Raw genomic sequence first — 25,916 nt, forward strand, 5'->3', positions numbered from 1 at the left:
TTTACGGGTCTCCTGAATCGAATTTTCGAATAGTTTGAAGCATCGCCCATATACCGATGGCTAATCCTGCAAATAGGCCGATGATCAAGAAGAGCGGCGCGGTTCCGAATCGTTCATCGAGCCACATACCTGTGAAAAGACCGATGAGCACGGACCCGACAAGTTGCGAGAGGATGGAACTGTAAAGAACCATCGCTTGTAAGGGACTTTTTGTTGGGCGCATGATAAACCCCTCGAGTTTCGTTTGATTTGACATTTAACCCTTGAAAAGAGCAGTCGCATCAGGCTTTCAGAACAACATCTTCTATGTATGAAAACCTTCTCATGCATACCCTTTGTAAGCATACAATAGGGGTAAAATCATGTCAATTCCTAGAAGTGAAATTGTTCACAAGCGATTTTCCATCTGTCATATTGTTGACAAATTTTCAAACAAACTTCTCTTTGGCCCGATTCCTTCTTCACTTAGCAGAAAAGTATTCCAAAAGAGCTTCCACAATTCGGCGTGAAGCTTCACCGTCTCCGTAAGGATTCGATGCATGGGACATCGCCGCATATGCTTCGCGGTCCGACAAAAGCTCTTTGGCCATGCGGTAAATCGTTTCTTCGTCCGTCCCTGCCAGTTTCAGCGTTCCCGCTTCTATGCCTTCCGGACGTTCCGTCGTATCCCGCAAAACCAGTACCGGTTTTCCGAGCGAAGGAGCTTCTTCCTGAATGCCGCCTGAATCCGTCAAAATGAGAAACGAGCGTGCGGCAAAGTTATGGAAGTCCAGCACTTCCAATGGCTCAATCAAATGGATTCTTGGGTCGCGCCCAAGAACTTCATCTGCCACTTCGCGGACTGCCGGATTCATATGGACCGGATAAACCACTTGTACATCTTCAAACTCCGCAAGCAGACGCTTGATGGCCCGGAACATATTGCGCATCGGTTCTCCCAGGTTTTCACGGCGGTGAGCTGTCAGCAAAATCATTCGGTCCGTACCCATCTTTTCTAAAATCGGATGGCTGTAAGTTTCCTGGACCGTCGTTTTGAGTGCATCGATTGCTGTATTGCCTGTCACATAGATGCTCGTCTCCGGCTTGTTCTCTGTGCGCAGATTCTGTGCGGATTTTTCCGTAGGCGAAAAATGGATATCCGCCAATATTCCCGTCAATTGCCGGTTCATCTCTTCGGGATACGGCGAGTATTTATTATGCGTCCGCAATCCGGCCTCTACATGTCCGACGGCAATCTGGTTATAGAAAGCAGCCAGGCTTGCCACAAAAGTTGTCGTGGTGTCTCCGTGCACAAGCACAATATCCGGTTTCGCTTGTTTCATGATGCCGTCCAAGCCATTCAGCGCACGCGTTGTAACGTCGCTTAATGTTTGGCGGTCTTTCATTATGTTCAAATCGAAATCCGGAGTGATTTGAAACGTTTCAAGAACTTGATCAAGCATTTCACGATGCTGGGCGGTCACCGCGACCAATGGTTCAATGCTTTCCGGATACTTTTTCAGTTCCAGGACAAGTGGCGCCATTTTAATCGCTTCAGGCCGCGTGCCAAAAATCGTCATTACTTTCCACTTTTTCGACAAGCCTATCCCTCACTTCTTCTTATGCGGAATCCACCGGACCTTTTTGATGCTTACGTGCAGAGGTGGATTCGCTTACGTTTTTCTTATGGCTTAGCTGCTGCGCCCATCCCCTTTTGGCCTGTCAGACTTTCAAGGGGCTTTTTATAGGCACGGCTGCTTATATTATTTTGTTCCGAATAGACGGTCGCCTGCATCTCCAAGGCCAGGAACGATATAACCGTGGTCATTCAGTTTCTCATCCAATGCCGCGATGTAAACGTCTACGTCAGGATGCGCTTCCTGGAATGCTTCTACGCCTTCCGGTGCTGCAATAATGCACATGAAACGAATTTTTGTTGCTCCTCGCTTTTTCAGTGAATTGACAGCTTCGATGGCAGATCCGCCTGTAGCAAGCATTGGATCAACAACGATGAATTCGCGTTCTTGTACATCGGACGGCAATTTCAAGTAGTATTCAACCGGCTGCAAAGTTTCAGGATCACGGTACAAACCGATATGCCCCACTTTTGCTGCTGGGATCAATTTTAAAATTCCATCAACCATGCCAATGCCGGCGCGTAGAATAGGGACAATCCCCAATTTCTTGCCTGCAAGCACTTTTGAAGTTGCCAGTTGGACCGGCGTTTCCACTTCGATTTCTTTTAGCGGCAGATCTCTCGTGATTTCAAAGGCCATTAACGTTGCAATTTCATCGACCAATTCCCGGAATTCTTTTGTTCCCGTTGATTTGTCGCGGATGTACGTCAATTTATGCTGAATCAGCGGATGATCAAATACATATACTTTTCCCACGTTGCACCTCTCCTTTTCAAAAGTCATCTAAAATAGTATAACAGAATTTTTCTGCCGGCAGGGGCTCACCAGCGGATTGCGACTTTTCAGATTTTTTATTTCCTGGGAAATAAAAAACCGGATCCTTAAGGATCCGGTTTACAGCAAATTGGCTTCATCAAGCGACATCGGCCGGTAATAAAAATAGCCTTGCCCGATGCGGCACCCTAAAACAAGCAGCATTCTCTTCTGCTCTTCGGTTTCCACACCTTCCGCTACGACGCGCATGCCCAAGTTTTCGGCCAGTTGGATAATGGTCCGGACAATCGCGAGCGTTTGCTGTTCATGCATATTATTAATGAAAGAACGGTCGATTTTAATTTCCGTCACCGGCAGTTTCTGCAAATAGCTCAATGACGAGTAGCCCGTTCCGAAATCATCGATCGAGCTGGCAAAACCATAGTTGAGCAGCTGTTTAAACACTTTATAAGCGGTTTCAATATCGACAAATCCAATGCGTTCTGTGATCTCCAGCTGAATCCATTTCGGTTCGATGCCGTACTCAGCCGTCTGGTCGACCAAATATGGGATAAACGAATGGTGGAAAAAGTGATCCGTTGACACATTAATTGCCACTTGGCTCAGTTCCAAGCCTTTGTCCTGCCGAGTTTTCAGCCAGCTTAGAACGCGCTTCAGCAGGCTCTGCTCCAGCATACGGATTTTGCCGTTCTTTTCCGCGACGGGAATAAAAACATCCGGTGCGATGGTGCCAAGTTCCGGTGAGTTCCATCGCGCCAAAGCTTCAAAGCTCATAATTTTGCCGGTCGACAGTTCCACTTTCGGCTGCAAATGGACGTCTATTTCTTCCCGTCTTAACGCCGCCGTCAGTTCATTGGCAATCCGCAAATCCTTCATCATCGATTCATCGTGTTCATTTTCATAATAGCAGGTGGATTCCCCCGCGCGCAGTTTGGCTTTGGAAAGCGCGCTGTCTGCATGGCGGATCAATTCATTCGGATCCTGCTGGTTTGGCGTGATCAGTGCAATTCCCATCTTCATGGTCAAAAACAACTCCATGTCTTCGATGTTAATCGGATCAATTTGGGAAAGCACCTCTAAATAATCAGGCACTTTAACCAGCGGCGTTAAACAAAACAAGGCAATGGTCGAGTCGGAAAAACGGGCAACCAGATGATCGGCAGGCAGTTTCGAACGCAAAAAGCGTTTCCCCATTTCCCGGACCAAGGAATCCCCTGCCCGGTGTCCGTACTGATCCACCACTTTTACATATTCATCAGCAGAAATAAAAGCGATGAAGCCTTCTTTATGCTCGGACAGCATCTCTTTTACTTCATTCATAAAGTAGTTGCGGTTCGGCAATTCAGTTTCTTTATCCACATAAGCCAATTCCAGTATTTCCGTCTGCTGATGAAAATACTTCATCGTCAACGAAACAATGGGGGCAATTTGTTCGATAAAGGCCATTTGTTTTCCGGTCGGCAGCATAGGCTTTTCAAAATAAATGCCAAAAGTGCCGCTCGGGTTGCCATCCGTATCAAAAATTGGAACGGACCAGCTCGACACGAACTTCATGCTTTTGACCAGTTCCTGATAGCCGTCCCAAAGCGGATCGGCCAGCATGTTTTCAACAATCACCGGCGCTCTCCGGTGATAGGCCGCACCGCACGTGCCGCCCGTTTCTTCTACTAAAGCGCCATCCACCGTTTCATTAAACTTTTTTGGCATCGAACTTCCTGCGCCTATACGAAAGCGGCCGTTCTCATCCACCAGCATCACGGTGCATTTCGCATCATCCGGAAAGAACGATTCAACCATCGTACAGGATTTCTGCAAAAGGACACTCAGCATATAGCCTTTTTCAATATCGTTGTAGGTTTCCTGCTGAAGCTTGATCAGCGATTCCGTCTGTTTTCGGTCCGTAATGTCCCGCTGCAGCATTAACGTATATGCTCCAGCGTTTTTCCGGACATTGATGGGCTGAACGGTAATTTCGTTCCAAAAAGGAACACCATCTTTGCGGTAGTTGATTAATTCGTATGTACAAGCGGTCTCAGAATCGATGCATTCCCGGATATTACGCACCACTTCTTTATCCGTTTTTGCTCCATGCATAAATCTCCCGTTGTTTCCGATAATCTCTTCTTCTGAAAAACCGCTCATCTCGCAAAAGGCACGGTTGGCATAGATGATTGGGGTGTCCGGGGCGTCATGGTTTAATACGACAAACCCTGTTTGAAATTCAACCCCAAGACGGCGCAGCCAATCCATGATGATGCGCTTTTCTTTATTTATTTGTTGTATTGGCATACGCAAATCCCCCATAAGCTTTGTCCCGCTATAACGGTCAGTATAATTTTGATTGGATCCATTCTCAATCAAGGAGATGCAGATCCTCGCTCCGATTGAATCTTCTTTTTATATATAAGAGGAAAAAAACAGCTGCCTGAATTAAATCTTTGGCAGCTGTATTCCCTTATTTGTACAATGGAAAACTAGCCGTTAGCTTAGCCGTCCGTTCTGTAGCTTCTTTTTTCACCGCTTCATCTTCCGGGTTTTTCAACAACAACGCCATGATGGAAGCAATTTCTTTCATTTCCGGTTCTTTAAATCCGCGCGAAGTGACAGCAGGCGTTCCAAGACGGATCCCTGAAGTGACAAACGGGCTTTGTGGATCAAATGGGATGGTGTTTTTATTTGTCGTGATTCCCACTTCATCAAGCACATGCTCCGCCACTTTTCCTGTCAAATTCAGTGAACGAAGGTCGACGAGCATCAGGTGGTTGTCTGTCCCTCCGGAAACGATGTCAACGCCTTCTGCCTTCAAGCCTTCTGCAAGCGCTTGTGCATTTTTAACCACTTGTTCGACATAAGTTTTGAATTCCGGCTTTTGTGCTTCTCCGAACGCTACTGCTTTACCTGCAATAACATGCATAAGCGGGCCGCCTTGAATTCCAGGGAAAATTGTTTTATCGATTTTCTTCGCGAATTCTTCTTTGCAAAGGATCAAACCGCCGCGTGGTCCGCGAAGCGTCTTGTGCGTCGTTGAAGTCACGAAATGAGCATGAGGCACCGGGTTCGGATGTGCGCCAACTGCAACCAGGCCTGCGATATGGGCCATATCCACCATTAAGTACGCACCGATTTCATCGGCAATTTCACGGAATTTCGCAAAATCCAAAACGCGTGAATAGGCACTGGCTCCCGCTACGATCATTTTCGGTTTATGTTCAAGCGCTGCTGCGCGCACCGTTTCGTAATCGATTAATTGTGTTTCTTCATTAACTCCGTACTCAACGAAGTTATACTGCATTCCGCTGAAGTTGACTTTGCTGCCATGCGTCAAGTGCCCGCCATGGTTCAAGTTCATCCCTAGGATTGTGTCGCCTTTTTCAAGGACTGCTGTGTATACGGCCATATTTGCCTGCGATCCGGAGTGTGGCTGAACGTTTGCATGTTCAGCTCCAAAAATTTCTTTCAGGCGGTCACGTGCAATGTTTTCCACAACGTCTACAAACTCGCATCCGCCATAATAGCGTTTGCCCGGGTATCCCTCAGCATACTTGTTTGTAAGGACTGAACCCTGAGCCTCCATTACTGCTTGTGATACAAAGTTTTCAGAAGCAATTAGTTCTATGTTCGCTTCCTGACGTTCTTTCTCTGCATTCATTGCTTCGTAAACTGCCGGGTCCTGCGTTTTAATCAATTCCATCTGTGTATCCCTCCTGTAATTGGACAAGCTCACGATCGTACCTTGCGCGTTCTCCGCCAATCAACTTCGGCCGGGTAGTTGCAGCTGACACAATCGCTTCACCTACTAGTTTAACAGAAGTTCGCACCGGAACGGCGACTCTTTTTAAATGCATGCCAATCATTGTCTGTCCGATGTCAATTCCGGCATGCGCCTGTACTTCTTCAACCACAACCGGATCTTTCATGCTCGTATAGGCAAATGCACTCATCGAACCGCCGGCTTTCGGCATCGGGACAACGGTTACCGGCTCCCAGCCATACTTTTCCGCTGCTTCCCGTTCGATCGTCAATGCCCGGTTGATGTGTTCGCAGCCTTGAAAAGCGAGGTAAATCCGGTGGCGCTCAGCAAAATTTTGGAGCGGTTCGTATAAATCTTCCGCAATATCCAAAGTGCCGCCTGTACCAATCCGTTTCCCTGCCACTTCCGAAGTGGAGCAGCCGACCACAAACACTTGACCTTTTCTAAATTGAATCTGTTGTTCCAATTCACTTAACGTCTCTTCCAGCTGAAGCTGCCACAAGGTTTGCATATCGACCACTCCTTTTATTATTGTTCGAGGTCTGTTACTTTTTGGACGCGCTTCTGGTGTCTGCCGCCTTCAAATTCTTCCGTCAGCCAAGTGCGGGCAATTTCGCGCGCCAATCCAGGCCCGACAACGCGTTCACCCATAGCTAAAACATTCGAATCGTTATGGCCTCTTGTCGCTTTTGCACTGAATACGTCATGCACCAAAGCACAACGGATGCCTTTTACTTTGTTTGCTGCAATCGACATGCCGATGCCTGTTCCGCAAATCAGAATACCGCGGTCAAATTCACCTTTTGCTACGGCCTCTGCTACCGGTTTTGCATAGTCCGGATAGTCGACGGAGTCGTCTGTATGCGGCCCGAAATCCTGATACTCTATTCCCATCTCGTTCATTAAATTCACGATCTCTTTGCGGAGATTGTTCCCGCCGTGGTCAGATGATATAGCAATTTTCATGAATAGCCCTCTTTTCTTTTTCTGGTGAAGTGAAAACTTTTAAAATAAAATCTTCACTTTTCTTTCATTCTAACATCAATAACTAAAAAATCCTACAAACCCGCTGTTGCGGCAACTTGGCAGAAAAATAAGCAAAGAAAAAAGCCATTTGCAGTTGCGCAAATGGCTTTCCTTCAATCAGTTCTTTTCTGCCGCTTCTTCTTCAGTGAGCTTCTCTACAACCCGGTCAATCAATGCTTTCAGTTCATTGAAGGTCTGCTGGTAAGTGAACAGAGAGCCGCCGTAAGGATCGCTGACATCTGATGCTGTTCCACTCGCAAATTCTTTCAGTGTGTAGAGTTTGCCAGCGAAGGCCGGGTAGTGCTGCAGCAAAAACTGTTTATGCGAATTCGTCATCGTCAAAATCAGCGTTGCCCATTCCATATCATTTGGCAAAAGCTGCTTCGAAGTGTGCTCAAAAGAAATCCCTGCCCCGTCCAAAACGGTCTGGGCATTTGCAGACAAAGGCGCTTCGCCAGCAAAGATGCCGGCGGAACGGACTTCAACGCCCGGCAGCTCTTTCGCAGTCAAAATCGCTTCTGCCATCGGGCTGCGGCACGTATTGCCTGTACATACAAAGAAAATCTTCATCGTATCCCCCACCTTAAGAATAGATTAGCTAAACCATTTATGGTCTGCTGCTTTTTCCAATCTGTTCATCATGGCCACATTCCGTTTTGGCGCCGGAGATACTGTAGCCAAAATCAGGTCCACATCTGTGCGGTCGCATTTCCGCAAACTATCGTACAAGGTTTCGGCGGACAACCGAAAATAATAATCGGCCAGCGGAAATTCAACTGTGCTTAAAACCGCCACTTTTTTTCCGTCTTTCTGAACATGTTCAATTGCTTTTTCTACCAAGGCCTGATCGTTTTCAATCAAATAGACAGGAGCTTCAGGTGCATAATGCATGTACTTCATGCCAGGCGACTTCGGTGCATTGCCTTGGATATCCGAAGACAGGCGCACCGTGCCGATCACTTGTTCCAGATCCTCTTTTGTGATATTTCCAGGACGCAAAATGACAGGCGGTTCGCATGTCATATCCAGAACCGTCGATTCGATGCCGATGGCAGTTGCCCCTCCATCCAGAATGAGAGGAATGATGCCTTCCATATCGTGGTAGACGTGTTCTGCAAGCGTAGGGCTCGGTTTGCCGCTGGTGTTCGCGCTGGGTGCAGCAATCGGTAATTTCACCCGTCTCAGCAAGTTTAACGCAACGGGATGGTTCGGGACACGAATCCCCACTGTAGACAAGCCTGCCGTAACATTTTCAGCGAAAGCATCCGGCTTGGACTTCATGATCAAAGTCAATGCACCCGGCCAAAAAGCATCCATGCACTGAAGTGCTTTATCCGGAACATTCTGCACCCATTCCAATGCACTTTCTTTCGAATCGACATGGACAATCAGCGGATTATCCGCCGGCCGTCCTTTTGCCTCGAAAATCTTTTCAACGGCTTGTGGATTTGTGGCATCTGCGCCTAAACCGTAAACTGTTTCTGTCGGAAAGGCGACAAGGCCTTCGTTCCGAAGGATTTCCACAGCTTGTGAATAAGTTTCTTCTTTATTCACGTTTTTATCCACAAGAATAATTTCCGTTTCCATGTGAACATCTCCTATTTTTACTGGTTTTATATAAATCTATCCACAAATTGTGAATAAATCAAAATATTTAGTCTGGAAATTGTTAGCAACTTAGCGGATAATGCAAAAAGCCATCCGGTCGTTGCTGTTGATATCTTTTTTAATATACACCTTGCCGTCCGGAAAAGCTGTTTTTAACAAACTTTCTACTGCAGCCCCCTGTTGATAACCGATTTCAAAACCGATAATTCCGGGTTTATTCAGCAAAGGCGGCAACTGTTCGGCCATTTTTTCGTATAAGGCTAAGCCATTATTATCCGCAAACAAGGCGCTGTGGGGCTCATGGTCATGAACGGTATCCGCCAAATCGGCTGCTTCTTCATGGGCAATATACGGCGGGTTCGACAATACGATATCCCATTTCCGGTCACGAATCGGTTCGGCCAAATCCCCCAGCTGAAAGTTCACTTCGGCACCAAGCTGTTCCGCATTCCGTTTCGCCATAGCCAACGCTTTTTCCGATATGTCCGTAGCCGTTACTCGGGAACCGGGAAGTTCACACTTCATGGTGATGGCAATAATGCCGCTGCCGGTCCCAATATCGGCGATCGAAGGGCTATTATCCGGAAACAGCTCAGCTGCCAATTTCAAGGTTTCTTCCACTAATTCTTCGGTTTCGGGCCGGGGAATCAGCACGTCTTCATTAACCTCAAACGTTCTGCCATAAAATTCTTCGGTTCCGGTCAAATGCTGGACCGGAATTCCCGTGGCATGCTGCTCAACTTTGCTCCAAAAGCGCTCGAATGCCGCTTCGTCCATTTCATCGCGCATCGCGGACAAAAGCCCGGCATGCGATAAGCCAAGTTCATGCTGCAGCAGGATGCGTGCCACGGCTTCTTCCCGCCCTTTGCTTTTTAAAAAAGAAGAAGCCCCGTTAAGGGCCTCAAAAAGTCGTCTGTTTTTAGTCATTGTTCAAGCTTTCCATTCTTGCAGACTGCTCTTCTACAACCAATGCTTCAATGATTTCATCCATCTTGCCTTGCATGATCTGGTCCAGCTTTTGGATGGTCAACCCGATGCGGTGGTCCGTTACGCGGTTTTGCGGAAAATTATACGTGCGAATCCGTTCTGAACGGTCCCCGGTTCCGACTGCCGATTTGCGGACTGCGTCGTATTCCGCTTGCGCTTCCTGCTGAAATTTATCATAAACCCGTGCACGAAGCACTTTCATGGCACTGGCTTTGTTTTTAATCTGTGATTTTTCATCCTGGCAAGTAACAACCGTATTCGTCGGAATATGCGTTAAGCGCACCGCTGACATTGTCGTGTTAACGGATTGCCCACCTGCACCTGAAGAAGCGTACGTATCCACACGGATATCGTTGTCATGGATTTCCACTTCCACTTCTTCCACTTCCGGCAAACAAGCCACTGTGGCTGTTGAGGTATGGATGCGGCCGCCAGATTCGGTTTCCGGTACGCGCTGTACCCGGTGGGCGCCGTTTTCGTATTTCAATTTGGAATAAGCGCCTTTCCCGGTGATCATGACCACCAATTCCTTAAACCCGCCTAGGCCAGTCGGGTTGGAATCCATAATGGAAACTTTCCAGCCGTTCGACTCTGCGTAGCGGCTGTACATGCGGTAAAGGTCTCCAGCAAATAACGCCGCTTCATCTCCGCCTGCTGCCCCGCGGATTTCCATGATGACGTTTTTGTCATCGTTCGGGTCTTTCGGGATCAGTAAAATATGAAGGCGCTCTTCTACTGCCGTAACTTGCGCTTCCAGTTCGCTGACTTCTTCTTTGACCATTTCGCGCATTTCCGGATCTAATTTCTCGTCAAACATCGCTTTGGCGCCTTCCAACTGCTCGGTCAAATCTTTATACTCCCGGTAAGCTTCTACCGTTTCCTGCAAATCTGACTGTTCTTTTGAATACTCTCGTAATTTATTCGTGTCGCTGACAACTTCAGGATCGCTCAACAGTTCATTTAAACGGTCATAGCGATCTTCGACAGCTTGCAATCGATCAAACATTTCCAAATCACCTCTGTTTCTGGTTTCTTTTTCTTATATATTAAGAAGGTCTGAAGAAATCGCTTCAAGCGGGCGCTTTCCACTCTTTCTTCTCAATTTTATTTAAATTAAAAATACAAGACTTACTCCAAGGTTTTTAATTTGACGATATTAACTAAGAAATAGAGCAAAACAGAAGAGCTGCTTTGCGGAATTTCATTAATAACTTTATTTAGCTATAGTTACGCCAGCCGGTACTTCATGGTGGTGGCGGCAGCGGGGCTCGTAGGCTTCTGAAGCACCGACTAAGATGGTCGGGTCATCGGAACCGGCCGGTTTGCCGTTGATGAGCCGTTGCGTCCGGCTTGCCGGTGAACCGCATACGGTGCAGACGGCTTGCAGTTTAGTGACTTGCTCTGCGATCGAAAGCAAAGTCGGCATCGGGCCAAAAGGGCGTCCTCTAAAATCCTGGTCAAGTCCGGCTACAATGACCCGGAAACCGTGATTCGCAAGTTTTTGGACATTGTCGACGATTTGTTCATCAAAAAATTGAGCTTCATCAATGGCAATGACATCGTAATCATCGGTGATAAATTGCCACATTTCTTCTGAATGCTCAATTGGCAAGGCGATAACGGTCGCCCCATTATGGGAAACAACCGCTTCTTCGCTGTAGCGGTCATCGATCTTCGGTTTGAATACTGCAATTTTTTGTTTGGCGAATTGGGCGCGCCGTACCCGGCGGATCAGTTCTTCCGATTTCCCTGAAAACATGCTCCCGCAAATCAGCTCTACCCAGCCTGACTGTTTCATAACGTACATAAGTGAGACCCCTTTCAAACGCTCTTTAATCATTATAATCATACCCAAAAACGGACGGCAATACTGCATTTTTCTTACTATGTAAGCCGATTATACGGCTATTAAACGAAAAAATACCTGCTTCGCGTTTTCGCGCAAAGCAGGTATATTTTTCACTATTACTCGTTGATTTCTTCTTTGATGCCGTATTTTTTGTTGAAACGGTCTACGCGGCCATCTGCTGCAGCAAATTTCTGACGTCCAGTGTAGAATGGATGACATTCTGAGCAAAGCTCGACGTTGATGTTTTCTTTTACAGAACCAGTAGTGAAAGAATTCCCACATGAGCAAGTTACTGTTGCTTGTTTGTAATCTGGATGAATACCTGTTTTCATTATTGTTTCTCCTCCCGCCCTGAACCATCTGGAACAGAGTTTAATAATCTATTTTACTATTGCCTTACATGGCTCTTTAGGCCATATATGCAATAGCACTGTTTTATTTCACTCTCATTATCATAACAAAATCCTGGCTGCTTTGCAACTATTTAAATCATCTTTTTGTTGCTGCGGTGTGCTTTCATTTCACTGTTCAGCTGTTCGAAAAATTCTTCATTCGTTTTCGTCTGGCCAAGCTTTTTCAGGAAGCGTTCCCCGAAATCCGGTGAATCTGAAAACGTCTTGCGGATGGCCCATAGTTTCTCCAGCTGCGCCGGATCAAGAAGCAATTCTTCTTTTCTTGTCCCCGAACGGCGGATGTCGAGCGCCGGGAAAATGCGGCGTTCCGCCAGGCTGCGGTCCAGATGCAGTTCCATATTGCCCGTCCCTTTAAATTCTTCATAAATCACTTCATCCATACGCGAACCGGTATCTACCAACGCCGTCGCGAGAATCGTCAAGCTCCCGCCTTCTTCGATATTCCGGGCTGCCCCGAAAAAGCGTTTCGGCCGGTGGAACGCAGCAGGATCAATTCCTCCTGATAGTGTACGTCCACTTGGCGGAATAACCAAATTATATGCTCGCGCCAATCGGGTAATGGAATCCATCAGGATGATGACGTCCCGTTTGTGCTCGACAAGGCGCATCGCGCGCTCTAATACAAGCTCCGCCACTTTCACGTGGTTTTCCGGCACTTCATCAAACGTCGACGACACGACATCGGCATCTACCGAACGTTCAATGTCCGTCACTTCTTCCGGCCGCTCATCGATCAAGAGCACAATCAGTTCCGCTTCCGGATGGTTTGTCGTAATGGAATTGGCAATTTCTTTCAACAGCATCGTCTTGCCGGCTTTAGGCGGCGCTACGATCAGACCGCGCTGGCCAAACCCGACAGGTGCCACTAAATCCATGATGCGTGCAGACAAATCTTTTGGCGTGGTTTCAAGCCGGATATGGCGATCCGGATAAAGCGGCGTCAATCCCGGGAAATGGACGCGTTCCTTGGCGACTTCCGGATCTTCTCCGTTTACCGCTTCTACTTGCAGCAGCCCAAAATAACGTTCGTTTTCTTTTGGCGGCCGCACTTTCCCCGAAACTTTATCGCCGTTGCGCAAATCAAACCGGCGGATTTGGGAAGCTGAAATGTAAATGTCCTGCGAGCTTGGCGAATAGTTGATTGGACGCAAGAAGCCGAAACCTTCCGATTGGATGATTTCAAGGACGCCTTCCATAAAGAAGAAGCCTTCTTGTTCCGCTCTTGTTTTTAAAATCGCAAAAATCAATTCTTTTTTTGTTAATTTGCTGTAGTTGGTCAGCTTGTATTCTTTCGCCAAATTGTAAAGCTCTCTTAGCGTCATATTTTCCAAAGCCGAAATTGTTATCGTTGTCATTTGATCGGACACCACTCTTATTCATTTATTAGGGTTTATTGGTTAGAGGATCAGTCGTTGAATAAATTGGAAAGATCTTTAAAGAAGGAGTCCGGCAAAAATGCCGGACTCATTTTGAAGTTTACTCATTAATCATGCATAACAAGGTCTGGTTTTTTCTTCATGCTGTGGCGCCCTTCTACAAAACGGACTGTGCCTGATTTTGCGCGCATAACCAATGTATGGCTCTCGGCAAAACCGCCTTTCAGCTGAACACCGCGAAGCAATTCGCCGTCTGTAACACCGGTTGCCGCAAAGATGGCGTCGTCCCCTTTTACCAGGTCCTCCATTTTCAGCACTTTGCTGACATCCAAGCCCATTTTAATGCAGCGTTCGGCTTCTTCTGCTGTTTGGGGCATGAGCTTCCCTTGCAGTTCGCCGCCCAGGCACTTAAGCCCGACTGCCGCAATTACACCTTCAGGAGCTCCGCCCGTACCGAACAGAATGTCAACGCCGGTTTTTTCAAAAGCCGTGTTGATCGCCCCTGCTACGTCTCCATCATTGATCAATTTGATGCGGGCTCCCGCTGCACGAATCTGGTCAATGATATCTTTATGGCGCGGGCGATCCAAAATCGTCGCCACCACATCTTCTATATCTTTGTTTTTGGCTTTCGCCACTGCCCGAAGGTTATCAATTACAGGTGCATTGATATCGATTTTGCCAACTGCTTCCGGCCCAACCGCAATTTTATCCATGTACATATCCGGTGCGTTCAATAAATTGCCGCGGTCAGCAATAGCGAGAACCGCAAGCGCATTCCATCCGCCGGCTGCTACGATATTCGTTCCTTCTAACGGATCGACCGCAACATCCACTTCCGGCCCTTGGCCCGTTCCCAGCTCTTCTCCGATGTAAAGCATTGGCGCTTCGTCCATCTCGCCTTCACCGATTACAACTACTCCGCGCATCGGAACCGTATCAAAAACATTCCGCATGGCCGTAGTCGCTGCATCATCCGCTTCAATCTTCAAACCGCGGCCCATCCATTTTGCAGAAGCAATTGCAGCCGCCTCTGTCACACGCACCAATTCCATCGATAAACTTCGTTCCATAGTGTCATTTCCTCCAGTTCAGCTATAAATCTGTCTTCCATATTGTAGCATATTTCGACAAGCTAAAAAGAACTCAATTTGCGCTATGGCTGTTGTCTGCGTTAGTGGCTGCAACCGGATCAATCGTTTCTCTCCGGATATCTGCTCCGAGCCCTTGAAGTTTCCGGACGATATCTGAGTATCCGCGTTCGATATGATAAATCTCACGGATTTCCGTCTCGCCTTCAGCCAGCAACCCTGCAATAATCAAGGCTGCTCCTGCACGCAAATCGGAAGCGACAACGGTTGCAGCGGTTAATGGCGTCGGTCCGGTAATCACTGCCGCCCGCCCTTCGACTCTGCCGCTCGCGTTCATCCGGCGCAATTCGTCAATATGCTTGAAACGAGCCGAATAAATGGTATCGGTAATCATGGAAGAACCGGTAGCTTGCGTCATCAATACGGAAAACGGCTGCTGGAGATCGGTCGCAAATCCTGGGTATACCAAAGTTTTTACGTCAATCGCCTGCAATTGCTCTGATTTCGGTATGTAGATGGATTCTTCGCCTTCCTGTACATCAACGCCCATTTCACGCAGCTTCGCTGTCAAAGCTTCCATGTGGAACGGAATGACGTTATCAACTAATACACCGTCGCCAATGGCAGCTGCCATAATCATGAAAGTACCGGCTTCGATGCGGTCAGGAATGATGGTGTGGTTTGTGCCGTGAAGCTCTTCCACTCCGTCAATGCGGATCACATTCGTACCAGCTCCTTTGATTTTTGCACCCATATTGGTTAAAAGCGTGGCAACGTCGATAATTTCAGGTTCTTTCGCTGCGTTTTCAATGGTCGTTTGGCCTTTGGCAAGAACTGCCGCCAGCATAATATTAATCGTCGCCCCTACACTGACAACGTCCAGATAAATTTTTGCGCCGCGAAGTTCATCTGCACGCAGGTAGATTGCGCCGTGTTCATTCGTGACTTTTGCGCCAAGCGCTTCAAATCCTTTAATGTGCTGGTCTATTGGGCGCGGCCCTAAAAAACAGCCGCCCGGCAGGCCGATTGCCGCATGTTTGAAACGGCCAAGCATTGCGCCCATCATGTAGTAAGAAGCGCGCAATTTTTTCACATTGCCGTTCGGCAATGGCATATCGATCATATGGGTCGGATCAATTTTCATCGTGCCGTCTTCAAACGACACTTCTCCACCGATTTCTTCCAAAATGTTTTTCAATGTCCAGACATCAGAAATTTCGGGTAAGCCTTCGATTTGCACAGGCGAATTTGCTAAAATAGACGCCGGAATCAATGCCACTGCGCTATTTTTTGCCCCGTTCACTTTAATTGTGCCAGATAAGCGGTTGCCGCCTTTTACTTTATATACATCCATCAGATCAAATTTCTCCTTTACCCCACTTCAAGGGACAGCCGATTTTCGCTTCTGCAAAAATCACTGTCCCCGGAAGTCCGATTGGTTCAAATGGCTAGTCGCAGTTTACTTTACTTCTTCTTCAACAGAGCGTTTTTCCCAGTCTGCAAGGAATGCTTCGATTCCTTTATCAGTCAATGGGTGCTTGAACATTTGCTGCATCACTTTGATCGGCATTGTTCCGATGTGAGCGCCGTTCAATGCTGCATCTGTTACATGCTGCGGGTGACGGATAGAAGCCGCAATGATTTCAGCTTTGATGTCATGGATTGCGAAAATATCTGCAATTGTAGCAATTAAATCCATGCCGTTGTGGCCGATATCATCCAGACGGCCAAGGAAAGGAGAAACGTATGAAGCACCAGCACGGGCTGCAAGAAGTGCCTGGTTTGCGCTGAAGATTAACGTTACGTTAACTTTAATGCCTTCTGCTGCAAGTGTTGAACAAGCTTTCAATCCATCTGGAGTCATCGGCAATTTCACTGTGATGTTTGGCGCTAATGCTGCCAATTCACGGCCTTCTTTGATCATTCCTTCAGAGTCAAGCGCGATAACTTCCCCGCTGATTGAACCGTCAACAAGTGCTGCAATTTCTTTCAAGCGGTCGTGGAATGAAACATTTTTTTCTTTTGCTACAAGTGATGGGTTTGTTGTCACGCCGGATAGGATGCCCCATGAATGTGCTTCTTTGATTTCGTCGAAGTTCGCTGTATCAATAAAAAATTTCATCTTTTTTCCTCCTAGTATGATGGAAAAGAGAGAAGGCCTGTCGGCAGTTTCTCTCTTTCCTCATTTGTTTTTTTAATTAAGCCTGGTTCGAGCTGCCGAATTCACGCATTTTGCCAATAACAGTCGCTTTGATTGCATCGCGTGCAGGCGTCAAATATTTGCGCGGGTCATACATTTCCGCATCTTTCGCCAATGCTTCGCGGACTGCTTTTGCAGAAGCGATTTGGTTTTCTGTATTTACATTGATCTTCGCTGTTCCCAAGGAAACCGAGCGCTGAATATCTTTAACCGGGATTCCTGTTCCTCCGTGAAGGACAAGCGGCACGTCGCAAAGCTGAGAAATTTCTTCCATTTCTTTAAAGCCCAAGTTCGGCTCGCCTTTGTACGGCCCGTGGACAGATCCAAGCGCCGGCGCCAGGCAGTCGATGCCCGTTTGTTCAACCAATTGCTTGCATTCCTGCGGATCGGCATAAATCACGCCATCTGCAATCACATCGTCTTCTTGTCCGCCGACAGTCCCTAATTCAGCTTCTACAGATACATTATGTTTATGTGCATATTCTACAACTTGTTTCGTAATTTCAATATTTTCTTCAAATGGATGATGGGATGCATCGATCATTACAGAAGTAAACCCAGCGTCAATTGCTTCTTTGCATTTTTCAAAGCTGGAGCCGTGGTCCAGGTGGATTGCCACTGGTACGGTAATTTTGTAATCGTGCATCAAGCCCTTCACCATATGTACAACCGTGGTGAATCCGCCCATATAGCGCGCAGCGCCCTCAGATACCCCTAAGATAACTGGAGAATTTTCTTCTTGTGCCGCCTGCAGGATAGCCTGGGTGAACTCCAGGTTATTCAAGTTAAATTGGCCGATTGCGTACCCTTCTTGTTTCCCTTTAATCATCATTTCTTTCATTGAAACCAATGGCATTACAAAATTCCTCCTCAGTGTATATCTTGCTAAATATCCTTTTTACTATACCAAAAACCGCATGATTTCGCCACTTCAGTGTATATCAGTCCCGTAACAATTGCTTTACAGCTTCTCTGATTTCAAATACATCAAAGGGCTTCGTGAAATAACTGGCGGCGCCGCTGTCTATCGATTCTTCGATTAAGTCCAGTTCCCCGTACGCGGTCATCATGATGACTTGTATCTCAGAACCCAATTGCTTTAAATTTCTCAGGATTTCCAGGCCGTCCATTCCCGGCATTTTCATATCCAACAGCACCACATCCGGCTGTGTTTCTTTCGCTTTTGCTAAAGCTTCGCGCCCATTTGCTGCCATCAAGGTCATAAAACCCTCTTTTTTAAACACTTCATTCAATAATAGGCGGATGCCCGTTTGGTCATCGACAATTAATATTTTTTTCAAGAGGACTCATTCCCTTCTTCTTCCAATTGTGTGCTTATTTCCATTCTACTAGACATCCCCCGTCTTTTCCACAGTGCGGAGCCTTCTGTTATAATTTGTTGATGAGGTGAAACAAAATGAAAATGTTATCGACACAATTAGCCGGTCTGTTCCAGCGCATAGCCGGGCAAGAAGAAGCAATTGAAGATACTGCCCGGGTCCTGGCACAGGCGGCAATCGGCGAAGGCACAATTTTTTTAGCTGCATTCGGTGAAATGAAAGCCGTTGCGCTGAGCGCGCTCGAAGGTGCCGAACCGCTTCAAAGTGCTGCACAATGGCAGCCGGACAGCGTCATTACCAGCGCGGACCGGGTCTGGATTCTTGCCAAAAACCACGAAAGCGACGAACTTGCCAACCGTTTGAATGACGCCCACTTGCCATTTGCAATGCTCGTGGCTGAAAAACGCAGCAACGAAATGGAAGCGGACGCTTTTGTTTCGTTGAAAATCGACAAAGGGCTGCTGCCGACCGACGACGGCGAACGGACCGTCGTTCCCCACGCAATGGGTGCGTTATTTGTTTACCATGCCGTCAAAATGGCCGTCGATGAAATGCTGGCCGAATAAATCACTTGAAAAACCGTTTGCAGAGCCGCTCTGCAGGCGGTTTTTGTTTTCAGTAAGATGAATTCGTAGTTTATGCACGCTTGGCGAGATTTGTGTGCGCTCAACAGAATTTGTGTGCGTTCAGCATTCCGGATACTAAAAAACTTCCAGTCTGCACTGCAGACTGGAAGTTTTCTTGTTTTCAGCATCCAGCTGTTTTTTAGTGTCTTATCAAGACAAGACCGGCGCTTCTACTTTTTTCAATGTCTAGCTGCAGCAGCCAAGTTCTCGGGTCATAAGCCAACCCAGCTGTGTGGCAAAATGCGCCACTTCGCTGGTCCGTCTTATGCCTGTCGAACCTGAACGGCCGCTTCCGCTTTTCCTAATGAAGCTCCGACAAATTCTCTGAATAGAGGCTGCGGGCGGTTCGGGCGAGAAATGAATTCCGGATGGAATTGGCAAGCTACGAACCAAGGATGGTCAGCAATTTCGACGATTTCAACTAGACGGCCATCCGGGCTAGTACCGGAGAAGATAAAGCCGGCTGCTTCAAATTGCTCGCGGTATTCATTGTTGAACTCATAACGGTGGCGGTGGCGTTCGTAAACCACTTCTTCTCCGTATGCTTCATGCGCTTTAGAACCGACTTTCAATTTTGCCGGATATAAGCCAAGGCGCAAGGTGCCGCCAAGGTCTTCGATGTCTTTTTGCTCCGGCAACAGATCAATGACCGGGTAAGAAGTTTTCGGGTTTAGTTCAGAAGAATGCGCATCTTCGAAGTTCATGATGCTGCGGGCGAATTCAACTGAAGCCAATTGCATCCCCAAGCAAATTCCGAAGAATGGCACGTTGTTTTCACGCGCATATTTCGTTGCTTCGATTTTCCCTTCAACGCCGCGGTCTCCAAATCCACCAGGAACGAGGATGCCGTCGCAGTTTTGCAATTTTTCTTCTACGTTTTCAGCATTGATGTGTTCGGCGTTGATCCAGTCTACTTCAATTTCAGCATCGTAAGCGAAGCCCGCGTGTTTCAAAGCTTCAACGACAGAAATGTAGGCATCCTGCAATTCAACGTATTTCCCTACCAGTCCAATGCGGACGGTCTTAGAAAGCGACTGGACTTTTTCAACCAGTTCAATCCACTCGGTCATATCCGCTTCAGGTGCTTCGATGCCAAAGTGATCAAGAACGATTTGGTCCATGCCTTGCTCTTTCAAGCGAAGCGGCATTTCGTAAATCACATCTACGTCGCGTGATTCGATTACTTCTTCCGGTTTGATGTCGCAGAACAAAGCAATTTTGTCTTTCATGTCTTGAGGGACAGCGTGCTCTGTACGGACAACAATCAGGTTTGGCTGAATTCCCAGGCTGCGCAGCTCTTTTACGCTGTGCTGCGTCGGTTTTGTTTTCATTTCTTTTGCAGCGCCAAGGTAAGGGATCAATGTACAGTGGATGTACATCACTTCGTCGCGGCCAAGATCTGAACGCATTTGGCGGATCGCTTCAAGGAATGGAAGCGACTCGATATCACCGACAGTACCGCCGATTTCCGTGATGACGACGTCAGCTTTTGCAGTTTTTGCAGCGCGCAGCAAACGCTCTTTGATTTCATTCGTGATGTGCGGAATCACTTGAACTGTTCCGCCAAGGTAGTCGCCGCGGCGCTCTTTTTTGATGACCGTCGAATAGACTTTCCCTGTTGTTACGTTCGAGTATTTGTTCAAATTGATGTCGATAAAACGTTCGTAGTGGCCAAGGTCCAAGTCCGTCTCAGCGCCGTCGCCTGTTACGAAAACTTCCCCGTGCTGGTAAGGGCTCATCGTGCCCGGGTCAATATTGATGTACGGATCAAATTTCTGGATGGTTACGTTCAACCCTCTGTTTTTCAATAAACGCCCAAGTGATGCAGCGGTAATCCCTTTGCCGAGTGACGATACTACGCCGCCGGTCACAAATATATACTTTGTCATGCTTGTTCCTCCTCCATTAATAAAAAATAAAAAGCGCCCCGCCTGCAGTGTGCAGAAGGAGCGCGTAAACTGTACGAATTAATCTCCTATTTTAAGGAGCCCAATAAAATCTTATCCAGTCTCGTCACATAAGTCAAGGTAAAAAAATGTTCAAATTACTTCAAATCGTCTTCTAAATCGTCTTCCTCTTCTTCTTCATCGTCGATAATGTTGCCGTCGAGGTCTTCAACCAGAACGTCTACATCGACTTCGTCGTCATCGTCATCCACGTCTACATCAAAATCAATGACTTCTTCCTCTTCCTCTTCTTCGTCACCAACCGGCGGAATGATCAATGCACTTGCGTCATCGTCTTCATCCTCGTCGTCATCGTCCGCGTCATCAAAGTCGTCAAATTCCAACTCATCTTCCAATTCAAGGTCCATATCATCAAAGTCTTCATCATCCGCAACTTTCGCTTTTTTCTTGCGGGCTTTAACAGTCGGTGCCGACTCTTCTTCAATTTGCTCCACTGGATACCATTCGCGAAGGCCCCAACGGTTTTCGCCCAGAATCAGGAAGCGGCCATCAATGTTCATGTCTGTATAAAACTGGACAAGGCGGGCTTTCATGTCTTCTTTTGACAAACCAAGCAAGTTCTCAATTTCTGTAACAAGCTCAGGGTAAGTTTTTGTTTCGTGTGTTTCTTGGAGCATTGCATATGTTAAGTCAACAAATGACTCTTCGATTAGTTCTTCTCTCGATAATTCACGGATTTTCAATCTGTGCACGTCCCTTCTTCTATCGTTAACTTTATTCATTATATACAAAGATGGTGCACTCCGCTACCGTGTTTTCTTTTTTCTGCTACTAAGCTGTGTCCAGCCGAAATAAAACAAATAAAGCGACAAAATTAAAAAAGGAATCGATCCCAGTGCTTTATTGTAGAGAAATAAAGTGAGTACGATGCAGAGGATGATGACAATGTAATGCGTGTATTTCGACATGGCTTCTCATCCTTTTTTGTCTACAGTGAACTTTCTTCTATTATACAGAAAAAACGCGTTTAAAGCGACATACTGGGTTTTGATGCTCAAATTTAAAACTGGTATTTATCTAAATATAAATAATCTCATTTCTTGCCATCATGGACGTATTATTTTTATCAAGGCAATTTTTCTCTTAATGAAGATAGAAAAGCCGTTTGCGGAAGATCCGCAAACGGCTTTTCTTGTTGTCCAGCTTCGGTGGCCAGCCCCTCGAGGTCGCTTCGGTCTTACCCCGAATGGCAAAAAGCGCCATTCACGCTAAGCCCTCCAGCGCTTGTCGGGGCTGAACGGCCACCTGCGCTTTTCTTAGTGTCCAGCTGCAGCGCCTAGTCCCTCGGGGTCTTAAGTCAGCCCACCTGTACGGCAAAAACTCGCCGTTTCGGTGTTCTGCCTTAATCCCGTCGGGACTGACCAGGCGCTTCCGCTTTTCTTGTTACATATTTCTTCTATATTGCCCGCCGACTTCATACAAAGCTGTGGTGATTTGGCCGAGGCTTGCTACTTTTACGGTTTCCATCAATTCCTCGAAGATGTTGCCGCCTGATTTTGCTACGTGTTTCAGGTGGGCTAAAGCTTCTTCTGATGAATTGCGTTCCTGGAAAGACCGCAAGTTGGCAATTTGTGTTTCTTTTTCTTCCGTCGTCGCACGTGCGATTTCCATTGCGTTGATATCGTCATCGCTTTGCGGGTTCGGATTCAAATACGTGTTCACGCCGATGATCGGCAGTTCACCCGTATGCTTTTTCATTTCGTAGTGCATCGACTCTTCCTGGATTTTGCCGCGCTGGTATTGCGTCTCCATCGCACCCAACACGCCGCCGCGGTCATCGATGCGGTCGAATTCCGCAAGCACCGCTTCTTCGACAAGCTGCGTCATCTCTTCGATGATGAATGCGCCTTGCAGCGGGTTCTCGTTTTTCGACAAGCCGTGCTCTTTCGTGATGATCATCTGGATGGCCATTGCCCGGCGCACAGACTCTTCCGTCGGCGTCGTGATGGCTTCGTCATATGCATTGGTGTGCAGCGAGTTGCAGTTGTCCTGAAGCGCCATCAATGCCTGCAGGGTTGTGCGGATATCGTTGAAATCGATTTCCTGTGCGTGCAAGCTGCGGCCGGATGTCTGGACGTGGTATTTCAGTTTCTGGCTGCGGTCGTTGGCGCCGTATTTGTCGCGCATCACGATTGCCCAAATGCGTCGTGCTACGCGCCCGATGACCGTGTATTCCGGATCCAGACCGTTCGAGAAGAAGAACGACAAGTTCGGTGCGAAATCATCGATGTTCATGCCACGGCTCAAATAGTACTCCACGTACGTAAAGCCATTAGATAGCGTGAACGCCAATTGGGAAATCGGGTTCGCACCCGCTTCTGCGATATGGTAGCCCGAAATCGACACGGAATAGTAGTTGCGCACTTTGTGGTCGATAAAGTACTGCTGGATATCGCCCATCATGCGCAGTGCGAATTCCGTCGAGAAGATGCACGTATTCTGCCCTTGGTCTTCTTTTAGAATATCGGCTTGTACGGTACCGCGCACTACCTGCAGCGTCGATTCACGCACTTCCGTGAATTCTTCCAGCGTCAACGGACGGCCGAATTTCTCTTCGTTGATTTTCACCTGCTGATCGATTGCCGTATTCATGAACATCGCCAAGATGATTGGCGCAGGCCCGTTGATCGTCATCGATACAGAAGTGGAGGGTGCACAAAGATCAAAGCCGGCATACAATTTCTTCATGTCATCAAGCGTACAAATCGATACGCCCGACTCGCCGACTTTGCCGTAGATGTCCGGACGGTGATCCGGATCTTCGCCGTAAAGCGTTACGGAGTCAAAAGCAGTTGATAAACGTTTTGCATCATCGTCTTTCGACAGGTAATGGAAGCGTCTGTTTGTGCGTTCCGGCGTTCCTTCACCCGCAAACTGGCGCTTCGGATCTTCCCCTTCGCGTTTGAACGGGAATACCCCGGCCGTGTAAGGGAATGAACCCGGAACGTTTTCGCTATATACCCATTTCAGGATTTCGCCGTAGTCTTCGAATTTCGGCAAAACAACGCGCGGAATTTTCAGCCCGGCAAGGCTTTCTGTCCGCAGGATCGTCCGGATTTCTTTGTCGCGGACCGTTGTGACAAATTCATCGCCGGCATAAGCTTCTTTCAGCGCTTTCCAGTTTTCCAAAATGCGTTTGGATTCCGTTGTCAGCTCTTCGCGTACGCCGTAGGCAAGCGATTGCAGCGATGCCACTAAGGCATCATCCGGCGCTTTTTCTTTCACGGCTTCGATGGCGCCTTCAAGCTGGAACAACCGGCGGGCAAATGCAGCCTGCTCTTTTGCTTTTGCGTGGTAGCCGCGCACGGTTTCCGTAATTTCACGCAAATAGTAGCGGCGGTCATTCGGAATGATCAAGTTTTCTTTTTGCGTTTTGACAAATTGGTCGTAATCCGTCGTCCACTCGGTTCCGCATTTTTCATTGACAATGTGGACCAACGCCGCAAACAGCGAGTTTGTCCCTTTGTCGTTGAACTGGCTGGCAATCGTTCCGAACACCGGCATTTCTTCCAATTCCTTGTCCCACAACAAACGGCTGCGCTGGTATTGCTTCTGTACTTGGCGAAGGGCATCTTCAGAGCCTTTGCGCTCGAATTTATTGATGGCAATCAAATCGGCATAATCGATCATATCGATTTTTTCAAGCTGCGTCGGTGCACCGAATTCGCTTGTCATGACGTACATCGAGACGTCCGAGAAATTGGCAATTTCTGCATCCCCTTGCCCGATGCCGCTCGTTTCCACGACGATCAAGTCAAACCCTGCCGCTTTCACGACATCCAGGACATCTCCAAGTGCGCCTGAGATTTCCGTCCGAGATCCGCGAGTTGCCAAGCTTCTCATAAACACACGTTTGTTGAAGATGGCGTTCATGCGGATGCGGTCGCCTAACAGTGCACCGCCCGTTTTTTGTTTTGTCGGGTCAATCGACAGAATGGCAATTTTCTTATCCGGCAATTCCGATAAGAAACGGCGGATCAATTCATCCGTGAGTGAGCTTTTCCCCGCCCCGCCTGTTCCGGTAATGCCGAGCACCGGCGTATTTTTCGACTGTGCACGTACTGCCTGCAGCAAGTCGTCGGTATTGATGTCGCGCGTGTGCGCTTCTTCAGCTGTGGTAATCAGGTTGGCCAATGCCACCGGATTTTCTGCAGAAACGGCTTCTGCAGACACATCTTCTTTTACGGTCGAGAAATCACATTCTTTGACGATTTCTTCAATCATGCCTTCAAGCCCCAGTTTGCGCCCGTCTTCCGGAGAGAAAATGCCGGCAATGCCGTACTCTTCCAATTCTTTGATTTCACGCGGCAAAATAACGCCTCCGCCTCCGCCGTAGATGCGGATATGGCCAGCGCCTTTTTCCTGCAGCAAATCGTACATATATTTGAAGTATTCCATATGGCCGCCCTGGTAAGACGAAATGCAGATTCCCTGCACGTCTTCCTGGATCGCCGCATTGACCACTTCTTCAACAGAACGGTTATGCCCCAAGTGGATCACTTCCGCACCTGCCGCCTGCAAAATCCGGCGCATGATATTGATCGATGCATCGTGGCCGTCAAAAAGACTCGACGCCGTGACGAAACGGACGTGGTTTTTCGGCTTGTACTTTGTTTCTTCTTGAATAGTCGCCATTTTATATTAAGCCCCCTGTATCGTGGTTTTTTCTCCTGCCATCCCCTGCAGTAGAAACTGAGTTTGAAGCTTGGTGAATTCCTGAATAGTAAAATCGCGCAGTGCCCAGCGGCGGAATGCCCACATCTGTCCCTGTACGAACAAATGATGGGCTGCCAATTTGATTTCTTTCGGCGACAGCTTGAGTTCTCCGCTGTCGGCACATTCCATAAGCAAACGCTCGAATAAAGAAACCATTTCGATTTCTTTGTTCAGCACGTACTGCAGCGCGTCTTTCGGCAATGATTTCGATTCCTGGTACATGACGACAAATTCGTCCTGCATGTCATCAATCAAGCCATAATAATGCTCAAGCGCGGTCACCAGCACTTCAAGCGAGCCTTTTTCGATATCAAGTGCATCAAGCCGTGCATGCACTTCATCGTAAATCGAATCACATACGAGATACAGCACGTCTTCTTTCGTGCGGATGTATTCGTATAATGTTCCGATGCTGAACCCTGAAGCTTTGGCAATTTCCCGCGTCGTTGTCCGGTGAAAGCCCTTTTCTTTAAAAAGCGTGACAGCTCCCCGGATCATCTGCGCCCGGCGCTTCTCAATCAGGCTTTCGTCTTTTACGGAGGACTGCACTTCACGCTTTTTACTCATGGGCGAATC

At 47.6% G+C, this 25,916-nt stretch carries 25 protein-coding genes; 1 reads left to right on the forward strand and 24 read right to left on the reverse strand.

Translation table 11 applies throughout. From position 1 onward, the window contains the following. Window position 1 precedes the first annotated feature (1 nt). The 19 genes from BLQ32_RS12040 to BLQ32_RS12130 form a co-directional block, all read right to left on the reverse strand. Entirely contained in the window at window positions 2–223 is a 222-nt protein-coding gene (locus BLQ32_RS12040; RefSeq protein ID WP_036809794.1) for an AtpZ/AtpI family protein, read from the reverse strand. A gap of 238 nt (window positions 224–461) precedes the next feature. Continuing rightward, window positions 462–1,559 (reverse strand): non-hydrolyzing UDP-N-acetylglucosamine 2-epimerase, encoded by a 1,098-nt coding sequence (gene wecB, locus BLQ32_RS12045; protein ID WP_217629838.1) that lies wholly within the window; start codon window positions 1,557–1,559, stop codon window positions 462–464. A 183-nt stretch (window positions 1,560–1,742) separates the two neighbouring features. Further along, a complete protein-coding gene (gene upp / locus BLQ32_RS12050) occupies window positions 1,743–2,372 on the reverse strand; it encodes a uracil phosphoribosyltransferase (RefSeq protein WP_036809789.1) in 630 nt (209 codons plus the stop codon). A 138-nt stretch (window positions 2,373–2,510) separates the two neighbouring features. Beyond that, complete coding sequence (locus BLQ32_RS12055; protein WP_074510515.1) at window positions 2,511–4,679, reverse strand: EAL domain-containing protein; 2,169 nt, start codon at window positions 4,677–4,679, stop codon at window positions 2,511–2,513. Window positions 4,680–4,845: 166 nt separating this feature from the next. Further along, entirely contained in the window at window positions 4,846–6,081 is a 1,236-nt protein-coding gene (locus BLQ32_RS12060; RefSeq protein ID WP_053167033.1) for a serine hydroxymethyltransferase, read from the reverse strand. Continuing rightward, the gene (locus tag BLQ32_RS12065) at window positions 6,068–6,652 is read right to left on the reverse strand and encodes a TIGR01440 family protein (RefSeq protein ID WP_036809783.1); all 585 of its coding nucleotides are present in this window, start codon (window positions 6,650–6,652) and stop codon (window positions 6,068–6,070) included. The genes BLQ32_RS12060 and BLQ32_RS12065 overlap by 14 nt, the downstream gene beginning before the upstream one ends. Before the next feature lie 17 nt (window positions 6,653–6,669). Next, window positions 6,670–7,107 (reverse strand): ribose 5-phosphate isomerase B, encoded by a 438-nt coding sequence (rpiB, locus tag BLQ32_RS12070; RefSeq protein WP_074510516.1) that lies wholly within the window; start codon window positions 7,105–7,107, stop codon window positions 6,670–6,672. Window positions 7,108–7,284: 177 nt separating this feature from the next. Continuing rightward, window positions 7,285–7,737, reverse strand: coding sequence for a low molecular weight protein arginine phosphatase (locus BLQ32_RS12075; RefSeq protein WP_074510517.1), 453 nt, complete (start codon window positions 7,735–7,737; stop codon window positions 7,285–7,287). 24 nt (window positions 7,738–7,761) lie between these two features. Continuing rightward, window positions 7,762–8,754, reverse strand: coding sequence for an L-threonylcarbamoyladenylate synthase (locus BLQ32_RS12080; RefSeq protein WP_074510518.1), 993 nt, complete (start codon window positions 8,752–8,754; stop codon window positions 7,762–7,764). Between the two features lie 90 nt (window positions 8,755–8,844). Further along, on the reverse strand, window positions 8,845–9,702 hold the full coding sequence (prmC, locus tag BLQ32_RS12085) for a peptide chain release factor N(5)-glutamine methyltransferase (RefSeq protein ID WP_074510519.1): 858 nt from the start codon (window positions 9,700–9,702) through the stop codon (window positions 8,845–8,847). Further along, the gene (prfA, locus tag BLQ32_RS12090; protein ID WP_036809767.1) at window positions 9,695–10,768 is read right to left on the reverse strand and encodes a peptide chain release factor 1; all 1,074 of its coding nucleotides are present in this window, start codon (window positions 10,766–10,768) and stop codon (window positions 9,695–9,697) included. Before prfA ends, prmC begins: the two co-directional genes overlap by 8 nt. 207 nt (window positions 10,769–10,975) lie before the next feature. Beyond that, on the reverse strand, window positions 10,976–11,569 hold the full coding sequence (locus BLQ32_RS12095) for a thymidine kinase (protein ID WP_036809764.1): 594 nt from the start codon (window positions 11,567–11,569) through the stop codon (window positions 10,976–10,978). Window positions 11,570–11,727: 158 nt separating this feature from the next. Next, window positions 11,728–11,943: a 50S ribosomal protein L31 gene (rpmE, locus tag BLQ32_RS12100; protein WP_074510520.1), complete on the reverse strand. Its 216-nt coding sequence runs from the start codon at window positions 11,941–11,943 to the stop codon at window positions 11,728–11,730. A gap of 152 nt (window positions 11,944–12,095) precedes the next feature. Then, window positions 12,096–13,379, reverse strand: coding sequence for a transcription termination factor Rho (rho, locus tag BLQ32_RS12105; protein WP_036809756.1), 1,284 nt, complete (start codon window positions 13,377–13,379; stop codon window positions 12,096–12,098). A gap of 128 nt (window positions 13,380–13,507) precedes the next feature. Continuing rightward, a complete protein-coding gene (glpX, locus tag BLQ32_RS12110; protein ID WP_074510521.1) occupies window positions 13,508–14,473 on the reverse strand; it encodes a class II fructose-bisphosphatase in 966 nt (321 codons plus the stop codon). 73 nt (window positions 14,474–14,546) lie between these two features. Beyond that, complete coding sequence (locus tag BLQ32_RS12115; RefSeq protein WP_074510522.1) at window positions 14,547–15,845, reverse strand: UDP-N-acetylglucosamine 1-carboxyvinyltransferase; 1,299 nt, start codon at window positions 15,843–15,845, stop codon at window positions 14,547–14,549. Window positions 15,846–15,950: 105 nt separating this feature from the next. Then, window positions 15,951–16,613, reverse strand: coding sequence for a fructose-6-phosphate aldolase (fsa, locus tag BLQ32_RS12120; RefSeq protein WP_036809748.1), 663 nt, complete (start codon window positions 16,611–16,613; stop codon window positions 15,951–15,953). Window positions 16,614–16,689: 76 nt separating this feature from the next. Next, the gene (locus BLQ32_RS12125; protein ID WP_036809745.1) at window positions 16,690–17,547 is read right to left on the reverse strand and encodes a class II fructose-bisphosphate aldolase; all 858 of its coding nucleotides are present in this window, start codon (window positions 17,545–17,547) and stop codon (window positions 16,690–16,692) included. An 85-nt stretch (window positions 17,548–17,632) separates the two neighbouring features. After that, window positions 17,633–17,992, reverse strand: coding sequence for a response regulator (locus BLQ32_RS12130; RefSeq protein WP_074510523.1), 360 nt, complete (start codon window positions 17,990–17,992; stop codon window positions 17,633–17,635). A gap of 116 nt (window positions 17,993–18,108) precedes the next feature. On the opposite strand from BLQ32_RS12130, the gene BLQ32_RS12135 reads away from it, so the two are divergent. Continuing rightward, window positions 18,109–18,597 (forward strand): DUF2529 family protein, encoded by a 489-nt coding sequence (locus BLQ32_RS12135; RefSeq protein WP_074510524.1) that lies wholly within the window; start codon window positions 18,109–18,111, stop codon window positions 18,595–18,597. Window positions 18,598–18,920: 323 nt separating this feature from the next. Here the strand turns inward: BLQ32_RS12135 and BLQ32_RS12140 are convergent, their stop codons facing one another. The 5 genes from BLQ32_RS12140 to BLQ32_RS12160 all read right to left on the reverse strand — a co-directional run bounded on the left by BLQ32_RS12140 (window position 18,921) and on the right by BLQ32_RS12160 (window position 25,907). Continuing rightward, window positions 18,921–20,546: a CTP synthase gene (locus tag BLQ32_RS12140; protein ID WP_036809735.1), complete on the reverse strand. Its 1,626-nt coding sequence runs from the start codon at window positions 20,544–20,546 to the stop codon at window positions 18,921–18,923. 155 nt (window positions 20,547–20,701) lie between these two features. Beyond that, window positions 20,702–21,307 (reverse strand): DNA-directed RNA polymerase subunit delta, encoded by a 606-nt coding sequence (gene rpoE / locus BLQ32_RS12145; RefSeq protein WP_053167039.1) that lies wholly within the window; start codon window positions 21,305–21,307, stop codon window positions 20,702–20,704. A gap of 63 nt (window positions 21,308–21,370) precedes the next feature. Beyond that, window positions 21,371–21,532, reverse strand: coding sequence for a hypothetical protein (locus BLQ32_RS19865; RefSeq protein ID WP_175557113.1), 162 nt, complete (start codon window positions 21,530–21,532; stop codon window positions 21,371–21,373). Between the two features lie 475 nt (window positions 21,533–22,007). Beyond that, on the reverse strand, window positions 22,008–25,259 hold the full coding sequence (icmF, locus tag BLQ32_RS12155) for a fused isobutyryl-CoA mutase/GTPase IcmF (protein WP_074510526.1): 3,252 nt from the start codon (window positions 25,257–25,259) through the stop codon (window positions 22,008–22,010). Between the two features lie 6 nt (window positions 25,260–25,265). Beyond that, on the reverse strand, window positions 25,266–25,907 hold the full coding sequence (locus BLQ32_RS12160; RefSeq protein WP_036809726.1) for a TetR/AcrR family transcriptional regulator: 642 nt from the start codon (window positions 25,905–25,907) through the stop codon (window positions 25,266–25,268). Window positions 25,908–25,916: the final 9 nt, after the last annotated feature.

This window comes from Planococcus glaciei (assembly GCF_900099655.1).
GTDB classification, from domain to species: Bacteria; Bacillota; Bacilli; order Bacillales_A; family Planococcaceae; genus Planococcus; species Planococcus glaciei.